Origin of the sequence: Chromobacterium alkanivorans (assembly GCF_016937655.1) — a bacterium.
Classification (GTDB): domain Bacteria; phylum Pseudomonadota; class Gammaproteobacteria; order Burkholderiales; family Chromobacteriaceae; genus Chromobacterium; species Chromobacterium alkanivorans.
Map to the genome: position 1 here is coordinate 51,518 of NZ_JAFHKL010000017.1, position 15,542 is coordinate 67,059.

The 15,542-nt window shown below is 67.3% G+C and carries 10 protein-coding genes and 4 tRNA genes; 4 read left to right on the plus strand and 10 right to left on the minus strand.

The features are described 5' to 3' along the window. Window positions 1-62: 62 nt before the first annotated feature. Window positions 63-236, minus strand: a complete 174-nt coding sequence (gene hemP, locus JW897_RS22195) for a hemin uptake protein HemP (protein ID WP_205467669.1) — start codon at window positions 234-236, stop codon at window positions 63-65. 163 nt (window positions 237-399) lie between these two features. Between hemP and JW897_RS22200 the strand changes: the two genes are divergently transcribed. Next, window positions 400-1,086, plus strand: a complete 687-nt coding sequence (locus JW897_RS22200; RefSeq protein ID WP_205467670.1) for a 4'-phosphopantetheinyl transferase family protein — start codon at window positions 400-402, stop codon at window positions 1,084-1,086. 393 nt (window positions 1,087-1,479) lie between these two features. On the opposite strand, the gene JW897_RS22205 is transcribed toward JW897_RS22200, so the two are convergent. The 5 genes from JW897_RS22205 to JW897_RS22225 all read right to left on the minus strand — a co-directional run bounded on the left by JW897_RS22205 (window position 1,480) and on the right by JW897_RS22225 (window position 2,228). Further along, a tRNA-Glu gene (locus JW897_RS22205) sits at window positions 1,480-1,554 on the minus strand. A gap of 8 nt (window positions 1,555-1,562) precedes the next feature. Continuing rightward, a tRNA-Arg gene (locus JW897_RS22210) sits at window positions 1,563-1,639 on the minus strand. Window positions 1,640-1,642: 3 nt separating this feature from the next. After that, a tRNA-Glu gene (locus JW897_RS22215) sits at window positions 1,643-1,717 on the minus strand. 11 nt (window positions 1,718-1,728) lie between these two features. Next, window positions 1,729-1,805, minus strand: a tRNA-Arg gene (locus JW897_RS22220). 189 nt (window positions 1,806-1,994) lie between these two features. Then, window positions 1,995-2,228 (minus strand): DUF1484 family protein, encoded by a 234-nt coding sequence (locus tag JW897_RS22225; RefSeq protein ID WP_205467671.1) that lies wholly within the window; start codon window positions 2,226-2,228, stop codon window positions 1,995-1,997. A 247-nt stretch (window positions 2,229-2,475) separates the two neighbouring features. Between JW897_RS22225 and JW897_RS22230 the strand changes: the two genes are divergently transcribed. The 3 genes from JW897_RS22230 (at window position 2,476) to JW897_RS22240 (ending at window position 3,965) form a co-directional block, all read left to right on the plus strand. Further along, window positions 2,476-2,781, plus strand: a complete 306-nt coding sequence (locus tag JW897_RS22230) for a hypothetical protein (RefSeq protein ID WP_205467672.1) — start codon at window positions 2,476-2,478, stop codon at window positions 2,779-2,781. A 329-nt stretch (window positions 2,782-3,110) separates the two neighbouring features. Continuing rightward, complete coding sequence (locus JW897_RS22235) at window positions 3,111-3,422, plus strand: hypothetical protein (protein ID WP_205467673.1); 312 nt, start codon at window positions 3,111-3,113, stop codon at window positions 3,420-3,422. Window positions 3,423-3,431: 9 nt separating this feature from the next. After that, complete coding sequence (locus tag JW897_RS22240) at window positions 3,432-3,965, plus strand: hypothetical protein (protein ID WP_205467674.1); 534 nt, start codon at window positions 3,432-3,434, stop codon at window positions 3,963-3,965. A gap of 286 nt (window positions 3,966-4,251) precedes the next feature. Here JW897_RS22240 and JW897_RS22245 read toward each other — a convergent pair whose 3' ends face one another. The 4 genes from JW897_RS22245 to hmlG form a co-directional block, all read right to left on the minus strand. Beyond that, a complete protein-coding gene (locus tag JW897_RS22245; protein WP_205467675.1) occupies window positions 4,252-4,581 on the minus strand; it encodes a hypothetical protein in 330 nt (109 codons plus the stop codon). A 347-nt stretch (window positions 4,582-4,928) separates the two neighbouring features. Beyond that, entirely contained in the window at window positions 4,929-5,708 is a 780-nt protein-coding gene (locus tag JW897_RS22250) for a thioesterase II family protein (protein ID WP_205467676.1), read from the minus strand. 4 nt (window positions 5,709-5,712) lie between these two features. Then, on the minus strand, window positions 5,713-7,032 hold the full coding sequence (hmlH, locus tag JW897_RS22255) for a jagaricin export MFS transporter HmlH (protein WP_205467677.1): 1,320 nt from the start codon (window positions 7,030-7,032) through the stop codon (window positions 5,713-5,715). Then, window positions 7,025-15,484: a jagaricin-like haemolysin non-ribosomal peptide synthetase HmlG gene (gene hmlG / locus JW897_RS22260; RefSeq protein WP_205467678.1), complete on the minus strand. Its 8,460-nt coding sequence runs from the start codon at window positions 15,482-15,484 to the stop codon at window positions 7,025-7,027. Before hmlG ends, hmlH begins: the two co-directional genes overlap by 8 nt. Between the last annotated feature and the right edge of the window lie 58 nt (window positions 15,485-15,542).

Genomic DNA, 15,542 nt, shown 5'->3' on the forward strand with positions numbered 1-15,542 from the left:
AGGTTGGGTGCTTCCGCTGGCTGGCGAGTCTTGGCTGGCTTGCGGTGTGTGTGGTCTGGGACCTATTTGATCAGGATGAGCTTGCCGTTGCGCGTTAACTGCAAGCGGTACATCTCGCCCTGATGCTCGATCAGGATTTCTCTGCCTTTGGCGAACAACTCGCAGCTGCGCAGCACCGGGGGCAGGCTGGCAGCGCCGGTTCCGGTGCCGGGCTTGGAGGCAGTGTGGGCGTGCATGAATTTATCCATAGCCAAATGGTAACGATTCTCATTATCGAGTTCAACCAAGAAATGTGATTATTACGCATGAAAAGTGCCAAATTGTAGCGGGATGGTCACAAATGGCCTGGTTGAGCCGCTGCGGGCTAGGGATAATGGCGGTTTTTGCGCGGAGAGGCGGATGGAACTGAACGCTTTGATCAAGCCCTTGCCTTGCCCGGCGGGGGCTCCGCAGGGCTTGCTGTTGTACCGTGTGCGGCTGGATGTGGATTGGCCGGTGGACGAGGCGCTGCTGGCGGGCTTGAGTCCGGACGAGCGCAAGCGCTGCCTGCGCTATCTGCGCACCATCAATCAGTTGCAGTTTGGCCTGACCCGGCTGGCCTTGCGGCGTTTGCTGGCGCAAGAAACCGGCCTGGCGCCGGACGCGCTGCGGTTTGAGCAGGGCGAGCACGGCAAGCCGGCTTTGGACTGGGCGGCTGCGCCGGTTTTCAACGTGTCTCATTCCGGCGCCTACGCGCTGATCGCCATCGGGCGCGGCGGCCAGGTGGGCGTGGACATCGAAACGGTGCAGCCGATGCGCGACGTGCCGGCGCTGGCGGAGCAGACCTTGCTGCCGGGGGAGCTGGAGCTATGCCGGCATGGCCGGGACGTGGAGGCTTTTTTTCAGCTGTGGACCATCAAGGAGGCGGTGCTGAAAGCCTGGGGCGTGGGCATCGCCCAGCATTTGTCCGCGTTTGAGGCGCTGGAACTGACGCGCAGCGAACTGCCGTTGCGGATTGCCGCTCCCGAGCGCTGGCCGGCGACAAGGGCCTGGGCGCTGGAGGCGCCGGACGGGTATCGGGCGACCTTGGCTTGGGCAGAGAGCTAAGAACCTGTTCAAAGTCTGCTGCGCTTCAGCGATACGGCGTTGAAAACGAACTCAAAATGCTCATGTATCACTCGTACATTCCGCTTTTTCGCTCGTTTTCGCCTTGTCTCGCCCTTGCTCGCGAGGATTTGAACAGGCTCTAAGAAGCTGTTCACGATCTGTTGCGCCTTGTGGAGCGTTACCTGGTGAGTGCGCCTTAGCCCGCGAGGCTGGGCTCCCAGGCGCAAGCTGAGGAGGGGTTATTGGTTTGTGTGAGAATGGTCTTGTGCGAATCAATGCAAACCAGGTGGCTATTGCGGGCGGCGTGCGCGGCAAGCCGTTTGCCTTGGTGGTTTGGTTCGCGCGGACGACAAAAAACCCGTCATGTTGCCATGACGGGCTTCTTGAGAAAGCTGGCGTCCCCACGGGGAATCGAACCCCGGCTACCGCCGTGAAAGGGCGGTGTTCTAACCGCTAAACTATAGGGACTTAAATTGTGGCGCACCCGGAGCGATTCGAACGCCCGACCCTCTGGTTCGTAGCCAGATACTCTATCCAACTGAGCTACGGGTGCTAGTGGCGTCCCCACGGGGAATCGAACCCCGGCTACCGCCGTGAAAGGGCGGTGTTCTAACCGCTAAACTATAGGGACACTTTAAGTTGTGGCGCACCCGGAGCGATTCGAACGCCCGACCCTCTGGTTCGTAGCCAGATACTCTATCCAACTGAGCTACGGGTGCGCTGTCTTGCGAGACGTTGTGTCTTGCGAGAAGCGGAATAATATAGATCCGGCTTTTGAGCGTCAAGCACTTTTGAAAAAAATTTCACATGGCCGCGAGCGGGGGGATTCCGGATGTCGCTTCATGCCAACATGCTAAGCTCGATCTTCCGGCCAAAGACCCTACCGGGGCTTTGGTCGTTTATAAGGCTCAGGCCAATTCCTGCATTTGCATCGTGGTTTGTTGCAAGCGGTGGGCGAAGGGCTCCAGCAGGCAATACACCTGCTCGCATTCCAGCGTGTCGAGATTGGGTAGTTCCAGTATTGCTGCCAGCGTGCTCAGGGCGCTGCGGACCTGGCCGAGTTCCAGGCTGATCAGGCGGGCATGGTGTTCGAACTGTTGGCAGTACTCGTCGAGTGGGCGTAATGGCGGGTCATGTAGCAAGTTAGGGTGGGAAAGCCCAAGAGTTTGCTCACGCGAGGTCACATTTGCCGGGTGGACAAATGAAGACTTGCCTACCCTAAAAACTGATAGGTTGATTCGATAATAGCTAAATGCGAGGTGAAATCAGATGATTCAACTTAAGCAAAGCTCAGAGTGATCCGGTGAAGATGTCTGTCGTAATATTTTGCAAAGATCGCAAAAGACTCGAGAGAAAGTTAATCGCCGATATGGATTGGAGTAAGGGAAGATGAGTATGCCCCCTGTTTTGAAAGGAAGAAATGATAAAGGAGAGGTTGAGTACCATCTCGAGTTTGACCCGGCGTGGGATGGTTTTGACTCGTTTGTCGAATATCTGCAAATATATTGGGAGGCGGAAGTGTCGGAGTCCAATGATGATATCTATATGCGTAGATGGGTCTTGAGATCGCATGGGGTTCCCATCACAGTTCGTCACGATGGTCAGATTGGGAACTATTTTCTGCGTGAGGATGGGGTTTTTGATCAGGGGCTGCTGGAGAAAATTGAGCAGGATCTCCTTCGTCGGATGGGCTGATTACGTTTATCACCAATTCCTTGTCTGTAGGGTAGGTTCTTCTAGAGATTATGCCTACATGTTGGGCAAGTAGGGTAGAGCAAGCCGCAGGGCTTGCTCACGCGAGGTCACGTTTGGTGTGTGGGCAAATCAGGATTTGCCCACCCTACGAACTGCGCTGTATCTGCCTCCAGATGAGTGGGGATATACGTTTGATATGGTGACGGGGACAATGCTTGGTGGTGTTAAAAAAGGGGGAATAAGAACGTTGCCAGGCAGAGGTGATCAAAAAAGTCTTCACACACAGAATGCGGTAGACTTGTTCAGTAGATATATGCAAGGAAAGTAATATGCCGATGCAACTGTTGATATCATCAGATGATGAAGATGAGGTTTGGTTGTTTGAGCGAACTGCTCGGCAGCTGAAAAAGGAGTATGGGCATACTGAGGCAGAGGCCGTAAACCTTGTGAATGGATATTATAAGAAATTTACTGACCCTGTGTTCTGCTCGTCGTACGACTTGTCCGTGCAAACCGCAGAGTTCTTTCACCGTGAAGAGTCCTTGTCGATGGCGGATAGAGTTCAGTTCTATGAAGCCATGGGTAATGCGCCAGATGAGCAGGCGTTTATTCAGTGGCAAAGAGCAAGGCGCCTACGATGAATTGGAGCAATGATGGCAGTGTTGATTGAAGGTATCTCGGTGGTAATTCGTTGCCGCTCAATTGCCGAAAAGGCATTCGGAGGTGTTGCTGAGTTTATGAATGCACTCCCCAATAAAACGCTCCGATCGGATGGAGAGTTGGCCTGCGTGCATTTTATGAATCCGCATGACACTAAAAGTTATGTGGATTTCTTGAGTGGAAGAGGTCTGGTATATCGAGATGCTGGTGGCGTGCCTGTTGATATAGTGATCGTTGGTCAAAATCGTGGTCCTATGGTTTCTTGTGATTGGATTGATTTTGGTCACACTGATTGGGATAATAATCCTCGCCAGCCGATTGCAGTTTGTTGTGCACAGCCTACTAAGAATTCTGGCGTAGTGGCTCCGGAGGGGTGGAGTTACGCAGAGTCTTTAACAGCTAACAGCAGGTTCGTGATGGGAGATGATATTCCACCCAATCTAGAGTTTGTGCAACATGACGACGGTGTAGACGTTTTGAGGGATAAGGAGACAGGGCAGAAATTCTTTGTTTCTCGCTCTTGAGGTCAAGGCCGCATATGCGGCCTTTTATTTTGGGAGGTCTGTGCCAAGGTTGGATGAAACAGCTCTCAGCCTAGGGTGTCAGTGAAGCAAGTAGATGCCATCTTGTCAGTTAACTGTTTTTTGCATAATCCGCTTGGTATGACTTCTGGTTTTTCAACAAGTAGCGTGGCTAATCCACAAGGCTTGTCCACGCGGCACCTTGGCAACACTGCCTTTAGACGCATCGCAGCTTAAAGCCCAAGCCTCTCCCCAAAGCCCCATCCGGGGCTTTGGTCGTTTATAAGGCTCAGGCCAGTTCCTGCATTTGCATCGTAGTCTGTTGCAAGCGGTGGGCGAAGGGTTCCAGCAGGCAATACACCTGCTCGCATTCCAGCGTGTCTAGCTTGGATTGCTCCAGCATCGCCGCCAGCGCCGACAAGGCGGTGCTGACTTGATTGAATTCCAGGCTGAGCAGATGAAGGCTGTGATCGAAGTGTTCGCAGTACTCGTCGAGTTGCCGCAATAGCGGGTCAATGGGGTGGAGCGTGGCGTCCTGCTGACGCAAGCTTTTCAGCTGGAGCAGCAAGGTGGATAGCGATGGGATGTGGTGGGAATGGGATTGAACGGGGCTAGTCATGGTGATGACTCCTTACTGAGCATTAAACCTGCCCCTTCGCTGCCAAGCGTGGAGACAGGCGCGTGGCAGGGTTGGCAGACCGGCAGTAAGGACCCGGCGCGTGCAAGCACGCCCCCACCACGGCCAGCCTTAGCGTAAGACTTACCCTGTGGTGTGCAACGGACGTAAAAATGCCGCGTGCGGCGGCTGTCCGCCTTACTGGTTCGGGCTGCCAAGCCCGGTGCTGAAGTACAGCACGGCGGGATTATCACGCGCCTGCGGCGGGGTGGCAAGGGGCGGGCGTCTGCCATGGAGGCGACGCGAGGCCGGGCGTGTTTGCGCTCGGCCTCGCGTCGGACGACTGCGGTTCAGGCGGGTTCCGGCATGGCGGCGGCGGGGCTGGACAGCGCGTCGGCGAGTTCGCTGTTGAGATGGGCGAGCACGGCGTCCCGGGCGCTGGCGATGAAGAAGTGGTCGCCGTCGAACCAGTGGACGCGCGAGGGCGAGGCGGTTTCCCGCTGCCAGCCCTCGGTTTGCTCCGGCAGGCGTTGACGGTCGCCGCGGCCGGCCAGCACGGTGATGGGCAGGCTCAGCGGCGGGGCCGGCTGGTAACTATAGGTTTCCACCAGTTCGAAGTCGGTGCGCAGCGTGGGCAACAGCAGGTCCATCATTTCCCGGTTGGCCAGGATTTCCGCCGGGGTGCCGTTGTAGTCGCGCAGCGCGTCGATGAAGCCGTCGTTGTCCATCCGGTGCAGCATGCGCGGCGGCTGGCGGTGTTGCGGCGCGTCGCAGCCGGACACGATCAGCCTTTGCGGCAGCGGCCGGCCCTGGGCGCGCAGCAGCCGCGTCAGTTCGAAGGCGATCAGCCCGCCCATGCTGTGGCCGAAGAAGGCGAAGGGCAGCGGGTCGTCCAAGGGCAGTTCCCGCGCCAGCGCTTCCACCAGCGGCGGCAGCGCCTTGAAGCCGGCCTCGCGGAAGCGGGCGGCGCGGCCGGGCAGTTGCGCGGCGCAGACTTCCACTTCGGCAGGCAGCTTGCCTTGCCAGCCGGCATAGGCGCCGGCGTGGCCGCCGGCGTAGGGAAAGCAGTACAGGCGCAGCCGCGGCGGCTGGCTGCAGGGCTGGCGCTGGAGCCAGGGTGAGGGGTGCATCGATTCAGTCTCCGGTTTGCAGGGAAGGGCTGGGGCGGAGGTCCGCCGCGCCGGGGCCGTCGGGCGCGCCGATGGCGCGCAGCCGGGGGCTGCACAGCGCCAGCACGGCGACGCCGATCAGCAGCAGGCCGGCGCCGACGAACAAGGTGCGCACCGGCGCCGAGGCCAGGCTGACGCCGGCCAGCGTGGTGGACAAGGGCGTGACCGCCGCCATCATGAACATCAAGAAACTCATTACCCGGCCGCGCATTTCCGCCGGGATGCGGGCCTGGATCCAGGCCATCAGCCGGACTTGCACCAGGCCGCCCAACAGGCCGATCAGGAACATCATCGCGCAACTGGCGGCAAACGCAAGGGACAGGCCCAAGACTATGATCAGCGCGCCCATCAGCGCGTCGGCGCAGAACACCATCCATCCCAGCCGGCCCAGGGCCTTGGGCGGCAGCAGGCCGAGCACGGCCATGCCCAGCAGGCTGCCGGCGCCTTGCGCGGACAGCAGGGTGCCGAAGTGGCCGGCGTCCAGGCCCATCGCGTTCTTGACCAGCAGCGGCAGGCCGATCTGGATCGGGCCGGCGGTCAGGAAGGCGATCACCGCCCAGTAGAAGAACAGCGCGCGCAGGGTGGCGTCGCCCCAGGTCCAGGCGGCGCCGCGGCGGATGGCGCGCAGGATGCCGGCGGCGGACTGCGCCGATTGCGCCGGCGCGGCGACGACGCGCGGCCGCAGCCGGCTGAGCATCAGGCCGGCGCTCAGGAAGCAGGCGGCGCCCAGCAGGAAGGCGAGGCTGAGGCCGCCGCCGGCGCGGACGCCGGGCAGGGCGATCAGCGCGCCGGCCAGCATGGGGCCGGTCAGCAGGGTGAGCTGGTTGACCGCCATGAACACGGAGTTGGCCTGTTGCAGCTTTTCTTCCGGCACGGTGTTGGGCAGCAGCGCGGCGGCCGACGGCCCGGTGAAGGCGGCGACCACGCCCATCGCCGCGGCGAAGGGGTAGAGCCAGGCCAGCGGCAGCCCGCCGCGGTAGGCGGCGTAGCCGAGCAAGGCCAGCAGCGCCGCGCAGCATAGCAGCGAGCACTGGAACACCCGCCGCGGCGAGTGCCGGTCCGCCACCGCGCCGCCGACGATGATGAACACCGCGCGCGGCAATTCCATGGCGGTGACGATCAGGCCGAGGGCGAGGCCGTCGCCGCCCCGTTGCAGCACCAGCCAGGGCAGGGCGATCAGCGCGGTCTGCTGGCCCAGGATGGCGCAGAACCAGGCGGCGGTGAGCCAGAGAAAGCGCCGGTCGCGCCAGAGCGCGGGCTGGGCGGCGGGCATGGGCTTAGTCATGGCGGGCCCTCATCGCGCGCTCCAGGCTTTCCGCCAGGCCGGCCACATGCGGCTCGCGCAGCATGTCGGCGTGTTGCCCGGCGGCGCGGAACACCTGGACCGGGCCGGCGGCGTAGCCGGACCAGCCGAGGTCGGCCGGCTCGTCCGCGGCGGCGGCCAGCCCGTCGGTGACCCACAGCGCCACCGGGCAGGGCGCGGTTTGCGGCTGGTGGCCGCGCAGGCTGAGCAGGTTGGCGCGGTAGACGTCGAACATCGCTTCCACCCGGCGCGGGTCCATGCCTTGCGGGAACAGGCCGGAGGCCTGCACTTGCCGGCTCAGCAGCGCGAAGCGCCCGGCGCGGTCCAGCGGCCGCAGCTGCTCTTCCGAGACGGCCAGCGCTTTGCCGGTGGCGATTTCCACGGTGCGGGCCATGTAGTGCAGCAGCCCGGCCTCGTCCTGCGGCAGTTCGCTCAGGAAGCCGGCGTCCGGGCGCGGCGGCGCGTCCAGCGCCGCCAGCAGGCGCACTTCGACGCCGGCCTCCACCAGCCGCCGCGCCAGTTCCGCCGCCACCGCGGCGCCGAAGGAGTGGCCGGCCAGGATCAGCGGTCCGGGCAGGCCGGCTTGCCGCACCGCGGCGGCGTAGCGCGCGGCCATCGCCGCCACGCTGTCGTCGGCGGCGACGGCCGGGTCCAGCCCCGCCGCTTGCAGGCCGTAGACGCGCCAGCGCGGCGACAGCCGCTCCACCAGTTTTTGATAGCCGATGATCTGGCCGGAGCCGTCGTGGACCAGAAGCAAGGTGGCCTCGTCGCCGTCCGGGCGTATCGGCACCAGCACCGACGGCGCGGAGGCCTGGCCGGCCTCCTGAACCAGCCGAGCGAACTCGGCGACGGTGCCGGAGGTGAACAGCGAGGCCAGCGGCAGTTCCACGCCCAGCTCCTCGCGGACGCGGGACAGCAGTTGCAGGGTCAGCAGCGAGTGGCCGCCCATGTCGAAGAAGCTGTCGTCCACGCCGATGCGCGGCAGGCCCAGCGTGGCGGCGAACAGCGCGGCCAGTTGTTCCTCCAGCGGGGTGCGCGGCGCCTGGTAGGCGCGCGCGGCCAGCTCCGGCGCCGGCAGCGCGCGGCGGTCCAGCTTGCCGTTGGGTGTTTGAGGCAGCGCCGGCAGGCTGACCCAGGCGCCGGGAATCATGTATTCCGGCAATTGCTCGGCCAGCGCGCGGCGCAGCGCGGCGGTGTCCGCCTCGCCGTCCGTCGGCACCAGATAGCCCACCAGCCGCGCGGCGGCGGGCGGCGCGTGGTGCAGGGCCACCGCGGCGGCGGCGATGCCGGGCTGCGCGCGGAGCGCGGCTTCGATCTCGCCGGTTTCGATGCGGTAGCCGCGCAGCTTCAGCTGTTGGTCGCCGCGGCCCAGGTATTCGATGCGGCCGTCGGCCAGCCAGCGCGCGCGGTCGCCGGTGCGGTAGAGCCGCTCGCCGTCGCGGAAGGGGTTGGGCAGGAAGCGCTCGGCGGTCAGCCGCGGGCGGCCCAGATAACCCCGGGCGACGCCGGGGCCGGCGAGATAGAGTTCGCCGGCGAGGCCCGGCGGCGTCGGCTGCAAGGCCTGGTCCAGGATGTAGGCGCGGTAGCCGGGGATGGCGCGGCCGATGTCGATGGCTTGGCCGTCGCGCGCGACGATTTCCGTGGCGGTGCCCCAGACGGTGGCCTCGGTGGGGCCGTATTCATTGTAGAAGCGCCGGCCTTCGCCTATCAGGTCGTCGGTCGACACCGCTTCGCCGCCGAACAGCACCGCGCGCAGCGATCCGCCCCAGCCGGCGGGCTGGGTCTGGGCCACGGTCCGGTACAGCGAGGGCAGGCTGAGCCAGACCTCGGCCCGCTCGCGCTCCACCAGGCCGGCCAGATAGCCGGGTTCCAGCTGGCCGCCGGCGCGGCTGATGATCAGCCGGCCACCGCAGGCCAGCGACCAGAACAGCAGCGCCACCGAGCTATCGAAGGAGAAGGAGGGCAGCAGCAGGAAGGCGGTGCCCGGCCGCGACAGCTCCGCCGGGTAGAAGGCGAGCCGGGCGGCGGTGGAGGCGTAAAGGTTGCCGTGCTGGATCACCGCGCCCTTGGGGGCGCCGGTGGAGCCCGAGGTGTAGATCAGGTAGGCGGGGTGGCTGGGCAGCAGCGGGCGGACGCGCTCGTGGTCGGCGGGGTTGCCGTCCGGCAGCGCGGCCAGTTCTTGTCGCAAGGCCGGGTCGTCCAGGTCCAGCCGCGCCGCGCCGTCCGGCAGCGCCGCGCCGGCCAGGGTCAGCACCCGGTGCGGGGCGGCGTCGCGCAGCATGAAGGCGAGGCGGGCCGGCGGGTAGTCCAGGTCCAGCGGCAGATAGGCGGCGCCGGCTTTCAGCGCGGCCAGCATGGCCACCACGGTGTCGGCGCCGCGCGGCAGCGCGATGGCGACGATGTCTTCCGGGCCGACGCCGTCGGCGATCAGGCGCCGCGCCAGCTGGTTGGCGCGGCGGTTGAGTTCGCCGTAGCTCAGGCTCAGGCGCTCGTCGCTCAAGGCGGTCGCGTCCGGCGCGGCGGCGGCGCTGGCCTCGATCAGGGGCAGCAGGGTGGCCGGCGCGGACGGTGTGCGGCCGTCGTCCGCCAGCAGCAGCCGGGCTTCGTCCGCGTCCAGCAGCGCCAGGCTGGCCAGCGGCCGTTCCGGCCGCTCGGCCATGGCCAGCAGCAAGCGTTGCAGCCGGCAGGCCAGCCGGCGCGCGCCGGCGTCCTCGAACAGATCGACGTCGTATTCCAGCATCGCCTGCAGGCCGCCGTCGGCTTCGTGCAGGGTCAGGGTCAGGTCGAAGCGCGGCGAGCTGTCGCCGCTGGACAGCGTTTCCAGTTCCAGCCCCGGCAGGCGCAGGGTGTCCAGCGGCGCGTTTTGCAGCACCAGCATGGTCTGGAACAGCGGGTTGCGCGCCAGCGAGCGTTCCAGCCGCAGCGCGTCGACGATGGTTTCGAAGGGCAGGTCCTGCAGTTCGTAGGCTTCCAGCACCGTGTCGCGCACCCGGGAGAGCAATTGCAGCGCGCTGGGCGCGCCGGTGAGGTCGACGCGCAGCGCCAGGGTGTTGACGAAGCAGCCGATCAGGCCCTCCAGGTCCGCGTGCTGGCGGTTGGCGATGGGGCTGCCTATCACCAGATCGCGCTGGCCGCTGTAGCGCGACAGCAGCTCGGCGTAGCCGGCCAGCAGCACCATGAACAGGGTGCCGCCGGCGCGTTCGGCCAGCCGGCGCAGGCTCTGGGTTTGCTCCGGCGAGAAGCCGAAGCGGACGAAGCGCCCGCGGCGCGGGCGGCCGACGCCGGCGATGCCGCGCGGCCGGTCGCCCAGCAGTTCCAGTTCCGCCGGGGCGTCGGCCAGCCGCGTTTTCCAGCGCGCCAGCAGTTGCTCGAAGCGCTCGCCGGCCAGCGCGTCGCGCTGCCATTGGGCGAAGTCGCCGTACTGGATGGGCAGCGCGGGCAGGCGCGGCGGGCGTTGCTCCAGCGCGGCGGCGTACAGTTCGCCGAACTCCCGCACCAGCACGCCCAGCGACCAGCCGTCGGACAGGGCGTGGTGCAGCGCGATCAGCAGCGCGGCGTCGTCCGGCGCGATGCGCAGCAGGGCGAAGCGCAGCGGCGGCGCGGCCTCCAGGTCGAACTTGGGCCGGGCGAAGGCTTCGGCGGCGCGGCTCAGCGCCGCGTCCAGGCTTTCGCCGGCGTCCACGCGCAGCGTCTGTTCCTGCAAGGCCGGGCCGTCGCCGGCGTCGACGATTTGCAGCAGCTCGCCGTCGCGCAGCTGGAAGCGGGTGCGCAGCGCCTCGTGGCGGCGCACCACGCCGGCCAGCGCGGCGCGCAGCGCGTCCAGCTCCAGGCGGCCGCGCAGGCGCAGGCCCTGGGCGATGTTGTAGACGCCGTTGTCGCCCTGGTCCAGCCGCTCCAGGAACCAGAAGCGCTGCTGGGCGAAGGAGGACGGCAGCGGCCGCGAGCGGTCCGCCAGCGGGATGCGGCGCTCCGGCGCGGCCGCCGGCGCGACGGGGTCTTCCAGCGCCGCGCGTTCCGCCAGCGCGACGGCGAATTCGGCCACCGTCGGGTGTTCGAACAAGGCGCGCAGCGGCAGCTCGACGCCGAACTCGGCGCGCAGCCGGGACATGACCCGGGTGGCCAGCAGCGAATGGCCGCCGGCTTCGAAGAAGTTCTGTTCGCGGCCCAGGCCGCTTACGCCCAGCACTTCGCCCCAGATGCGGGCCACCTCGCTTTCGGCGCGGCCGCGCGGCGGGGCGCCGGCGTCGACGCCGCGCTGTTCGGCCTGGCCGGGTTCGGGCAGCGCGCGCGCGTCCAGTTTGCCGCTATGGGTCAGCGGCAGCTTGTCCAGGACGACGAAGGCGGCGGGCAGCATGTAGTCCGGCAGCCGCGCGGCGAGATGGCGGCGCAATTCCGGCCCCAGCGCGTCGAGCGGCTGGCTTTGCGCCGGGGTGTTGAAGCAGGCGGCGGGCTCGCCGTCGTCGTTCCCGTCCAGCCGCTCCAGCGGCAGCGCGGGCAAGGCGTCGGAGGCGGCGGCCAGCGCCAGGTCGAAGCGGCCGTCGACGGCGTTTTCGCTCCAGCTGAGGCGCGCGGACAGGCCGTCGGCGGCGGCCGCGGTCAGCAGTTCGGCGGGCTCGGCGGCGTCGGGCAAGGCTTGCGCTAGCCAGGGCTGGCCGGCGGCGGCTTCGTCGTCGGCCGCGCTGTTGGCCGCGTCCTGGTCCAGCCAGGCGAGGAAGCGGTTGACCTCGGCGGCGCGGCGGTTGGCCAGGCCGGGCCGCAGGCGCGAGGCGTCGGCGGCGGGTGCGGCGGCGGCGCTCGGCGCGCCCTTGCTCAGCACCACGTCGTAGCGGTAGGTGGTCAGTTCGCAGTCGCCGCCGTCTTCCTTCAGGCGGATTTCAATTCCGGCGATGTCGCCGCGGCGGCGCGCCAGGCGGCGGAACAGCGCCGGGTTCACCAGCAGTTCCTTTTCCTCGGCGATCAGCGCGTCCAGCTGGCGGCGCAATTCCGCCCGCGTCGGGTGGGCGAGGGCGGGCAGGCGGTGCAGCAGGCGGCTGGCCTGGAAGTGGCGCAGCAGGCCCAGGTGGCGCAAGTCGCCCAGCAGCAGCTTGCCGCCGGGACGCAGTCGCGCCAGCGCCTGGTCCACCACGTCCAGGAAGTAGGCGGCGTCGGGGAAGTATTGCGCCACCGAGTTGACGATCACGGTGTCGAAGTCGTCGGGCAGGCCGGACAGCTCGCGGGCTTCGCGCCGCTCCAGCGTCACCTGGTCCAGGCCGCGCGCGGCCACGGTGCGGCCCAGGCGCTCCAGCGCGCGGGCGGAGAAGTCCAGGCCGTGGTAGCGCTCGCAGTCCGGCGCGACGGCGAGCAGCAGCATGCCGCTGCCGACGCCGATTTCCAGCACCCGGCGCGGGCGCAGCGCGCGGATGCGGCTCAGGATTTCGTCGCGCCAGCGCCGCATGTGGGCGGCGGGAATCAGCGCGTTGTCGTAGGAGTCGGTCCAGCCGACCAGGTCGAGGTCGGCATCCTCGGCCGGCGCGTCCTCGTAAATCATGTCGAAGGCGGGCAGCCAGCCCTTGTCCTTGTCCTTGGCGGCGTCCACGCCGCTGCGCTTGGCGACGTAGGCGACCAGCCGCGCCTGATCGCCGTCGCCGCGCACCACCACGGCGGCTTCCGCCACCGCCGGGTGCTGGCTGAGCAAGGCCTGGATTTCGGCGGTTTCGATGCGGAAGCCGCGCAGCTTGACTTGTTGATCGGCGCGGCCGCGGTATTCCAGATCGCCGCGCGGGGTGACGCGCGCCAGGTCGCCGCTGCGATAGAAGCGCAGGCCGCTGTCCAGGTGCGGGTCCGGCATGAAGCGCTGGGCGCTCAGTTCCGGCTGATTGACGTAGCCCAGCGCCACGCCGGCGCCGCCGACGTGGATTTCGCCCACCATGCCGGGCGGCACCGGCTGCAGAGCATCGTCCAGCAGACGGATGCACAGATCGGGCAGCGCCGCGCCGATCACGCTGCCCAGCTTGCGCTTGATCTCGGGCAGGCCGATGCGGCGGAAGGTCACGTGCACGGTGGTTTCGGTGATGCCGTACATATTGATCAGCTGCGGATAGTCGTCGCCGTGGCGGTCCAGCCAGGATTCCAGGCTGCTCAGGTCCAGCGCCTCGCCGCCGAAGACGACGTAGCGCAGCGCCAGCTCGCCTTCGCGGGGATTGAGCTCTTCGGCGGCCATCAATTGGCGGAAGGCCGACGGAGTCTGGCTCAGCACGGTGACTTTTTCCTGGCACAGCAGCTGGTAGAAGGCGTCCGAGGAGCGGGCCAGCAGCGGCGGCACGATCAGCAGCACGCCGCCATGGGCCAGCGCGCCCCAGATTTCCCATACCGAGAAGTCGAAGGCGTAGGAGTGGAACAGCGTCCACACTTCGCGCGGGCCGAACTGGAACAGCTCGGCGCTGCTGGAGAACAGCCGCGCGCAGTTGCGGTGGCTGACCGCCACGCCCTTGGGCCGGCCGGTGGAGCCGGAGGTGTAGATGATGTAGGCCAGGCCGTCCGGGTCGTCGCCGGCCGGCAGCGCCGCCGCCGGCGCGGGCTCCGTCGCGTCCAGCGTCAGCAGCGGGCCGGCGAAGGGCGGCAGCGTGGGCGCCAGCGCCTCGGTGCTGAGCACGGCGCGCGCGCCGCTGTCTTCCAGGATGTAGCGGATGCGGTCGGCGGGGTAGGCCGGGTCCATCGGCACGTAGCCGGCGCCGGCCTTGAGCGCGGCCAGCACGCCGATCAGCATTTCGAACGAGGGCGTCAGCCACAGGCCCACCGGTTCGCCGGGCCGCACGCCGGCGGCCACCAGCCGCCGCGCGGCGGCGTCGGATAGTCGTTCCAGTTCGCCGTAGCTGAGCTCGCGGCCGTCGCAGTGCAGCGCCGCGGCGTCGGCTTGCCGCGCGGCGAAACGGCTGAAGGCGCGGTGCACCGGTTCGCAGCCGGGCGCGGCGGCGCGCAGCGGCAGCGCCAGCAAGGCGGCGGCCTGGGCCGGCGTGGTCAGCGGCAGCGCGGCTAGCGGCGCGTCCGGCCGGCGGCTGGCGGCATCCAGCAGAATCACCAGCTGTTCGGCCAGCCGCTCCACCGAGAGCCGTTCGAACAGCGCGGTGTTGTAGGAGAACGCGCCGGACAGGCCGTCCTCGGTCTCGCGCATGAACAGCTCCAGGTCGAAGCGGGCGGCTTCCTGGCTCAGCACCGGGGTCAGTTGCAGCCCGTCCAGCGCCGGCATCGCCGCCGGGATGTTGAGCAGGGTGAAGGCGACCTGGAACAGCGGGTTGCGGCTGGGGTCGCGGCTGGCCTGGCCCAGCGCGCCGACCAGTTGGTCATAGGGCACCGCGGCGTGTTCGACGGCGTCGCGCATGGTGTCCGATTGGCGGCGGGCGAACTGGCGGAAGCTGTCCGCCGGGCCGATGCGGGCGCGGATCACCAGCATATTGGCGAAGAAGCCGATCAGCGCTTCGGTTTCCACTCGCTCGCGTCCGGCCAGCGAGGTGCCGATGGCCAGGTCGTCCTGGCGCGCGTGGCGCGCCAGCAGCGCCTGGAAGGCGGACAGCAGCAGGCAGAACAGCGTGCTGCGTTCGTCCGCCGCCAGCCGGCGCAGGCGTTCGGCGGTGTCGGCGGATACGACGAAGCCCACGGTGGCGCCGTCGAAGCCTTGCACCGGCGGCCGGGGCTTGTCGGTGGGCAGCTCCAGCGTGGGCAGGCCGTCCAGCTGGGTTTTCCAATAGGCGAGATCGGCGTCCCAGCGCTCTTGTTGGCCGGAGGCGTGCTGCCAGCGCGCGTAGTCCAGGTACTGGATGGGCAACTCCGGCAGTTCCGGCGCGCGGCCGCGGCTGAGCGCGGCGTAGGCGCGGGCCGCTTCGTCCATCAGCACCGCCAGCGACCAGGCGTCGCCGACGATGTGGTGCAGGGTCAGCACCACCGCGTGTTCGTCCGCCGCCAGCCGCGCCAGCGCGATGCGCAGCGGTTGGCCGGCGGACAGGTCGAAGGCGTGGGCGCTTTCGCGGCGCGCCAGCGCTTCCAGCCGGGAGGTGGCTTCCTCGGCCGGCAGGCCGGACCAGTCCAGGCGCTCGATCGGCGCGCGGCCGGCCGGCTGCGGGATCTGAGTCGCCGCGCCGTCCACTTCGCGGATGGCGGTGCGCAGCGAGGCGTGGCGCGCCACCACGCAATCGAAGGCCTGGCACAGCGCTTCCGGCCGCAGCGGGCCGCTGAGGCGGAAGGCGGAGCAGATATTGTAGGCGGCGGCGCCGGCGCTGAGCTGGTGCAGGAACCAGAGCCGCTGTTGCTGGAAGGACAGCGGGCCGGAGGCGGCGTCGCCGCGCGGTATCCGCCCGCCGCCGTCGACGGGCGCCGGAGCCGGGGGCAAGACGTCCAGTTCTTGCTCCAGCAAATGGTCGAGAAGGTCCAGGTCGTTATCGTTCCAATCGCTAACGCTCATTTCAATGGCTTTCCAGGTAAGGTGTTGTCGGCGCCCATCAGGCTGCGCGTCTATCGCG

Bases quoted from the DNA above. Each gene is read 5' to 3' on its own strand.
- hemP (WP_205467669.1), bottom strand. From the start codon at position 236: ATGCACGCCCACACTGCCTCCAAGCCCGGCACCGGAACCGGCGCTGCC.
- JW897_RS22200 (WP_205467670.1), top strand. From the start codon at position 400: ATGGAACTGAACGCTTTGATCAAGCCCTTGCCTTGCCCGGCGGGGGCT.
- JW897_RS22230 (WP_205467672.1), top strand. From the start codon at position 2,476: ATGAGTATGCCCCCTGTTTTGAAAGGAAGAAATGATAAAGGAGAGGTT.
- JW897_RS22235 (WP_205467673.1), top strand. From the start codon at position 3,111: ATGCCGATGCAACTGTTGATATCATCAGATGATGAAGATGAGGTTTGG.
- JW897_RS22240 (WP_205467674.1), top strand. From the start codon at position 3,432: ATGATGGCAGTGTTGATTGAAGGTATCTCGGTGGTAATTCGTTGCCGC.
- JW897_RS22245 (WP_205467675.1), bottom strand. From the start codon at position 4,581: ATGACTAGCCCCGTTCAATCCCATTCCCACCACATCCCATCGCTATCC.
- JW897_RS22250 (WP_205467676.1), bottom strand. From the start codon at position 5,708: ATGCACCCCTCACCCTGGCTCCAGCGCCAGCCCTGCAGCCAGCCGCCG.
- hmlH (WP_205467677.1), bottom strand. From the start codon at position 7,032: ATGACTAAGCCCATGCCCGCCGCCCAGCCCGCGCTCTGGCGCGACCGG.
- hmlG (WP_205467678.1), bottom strand. From the start codon at position 15,484: ATGAGCGTTAGCGATTGGAACGATAACGACCTGGACCTTCTCGACCAT.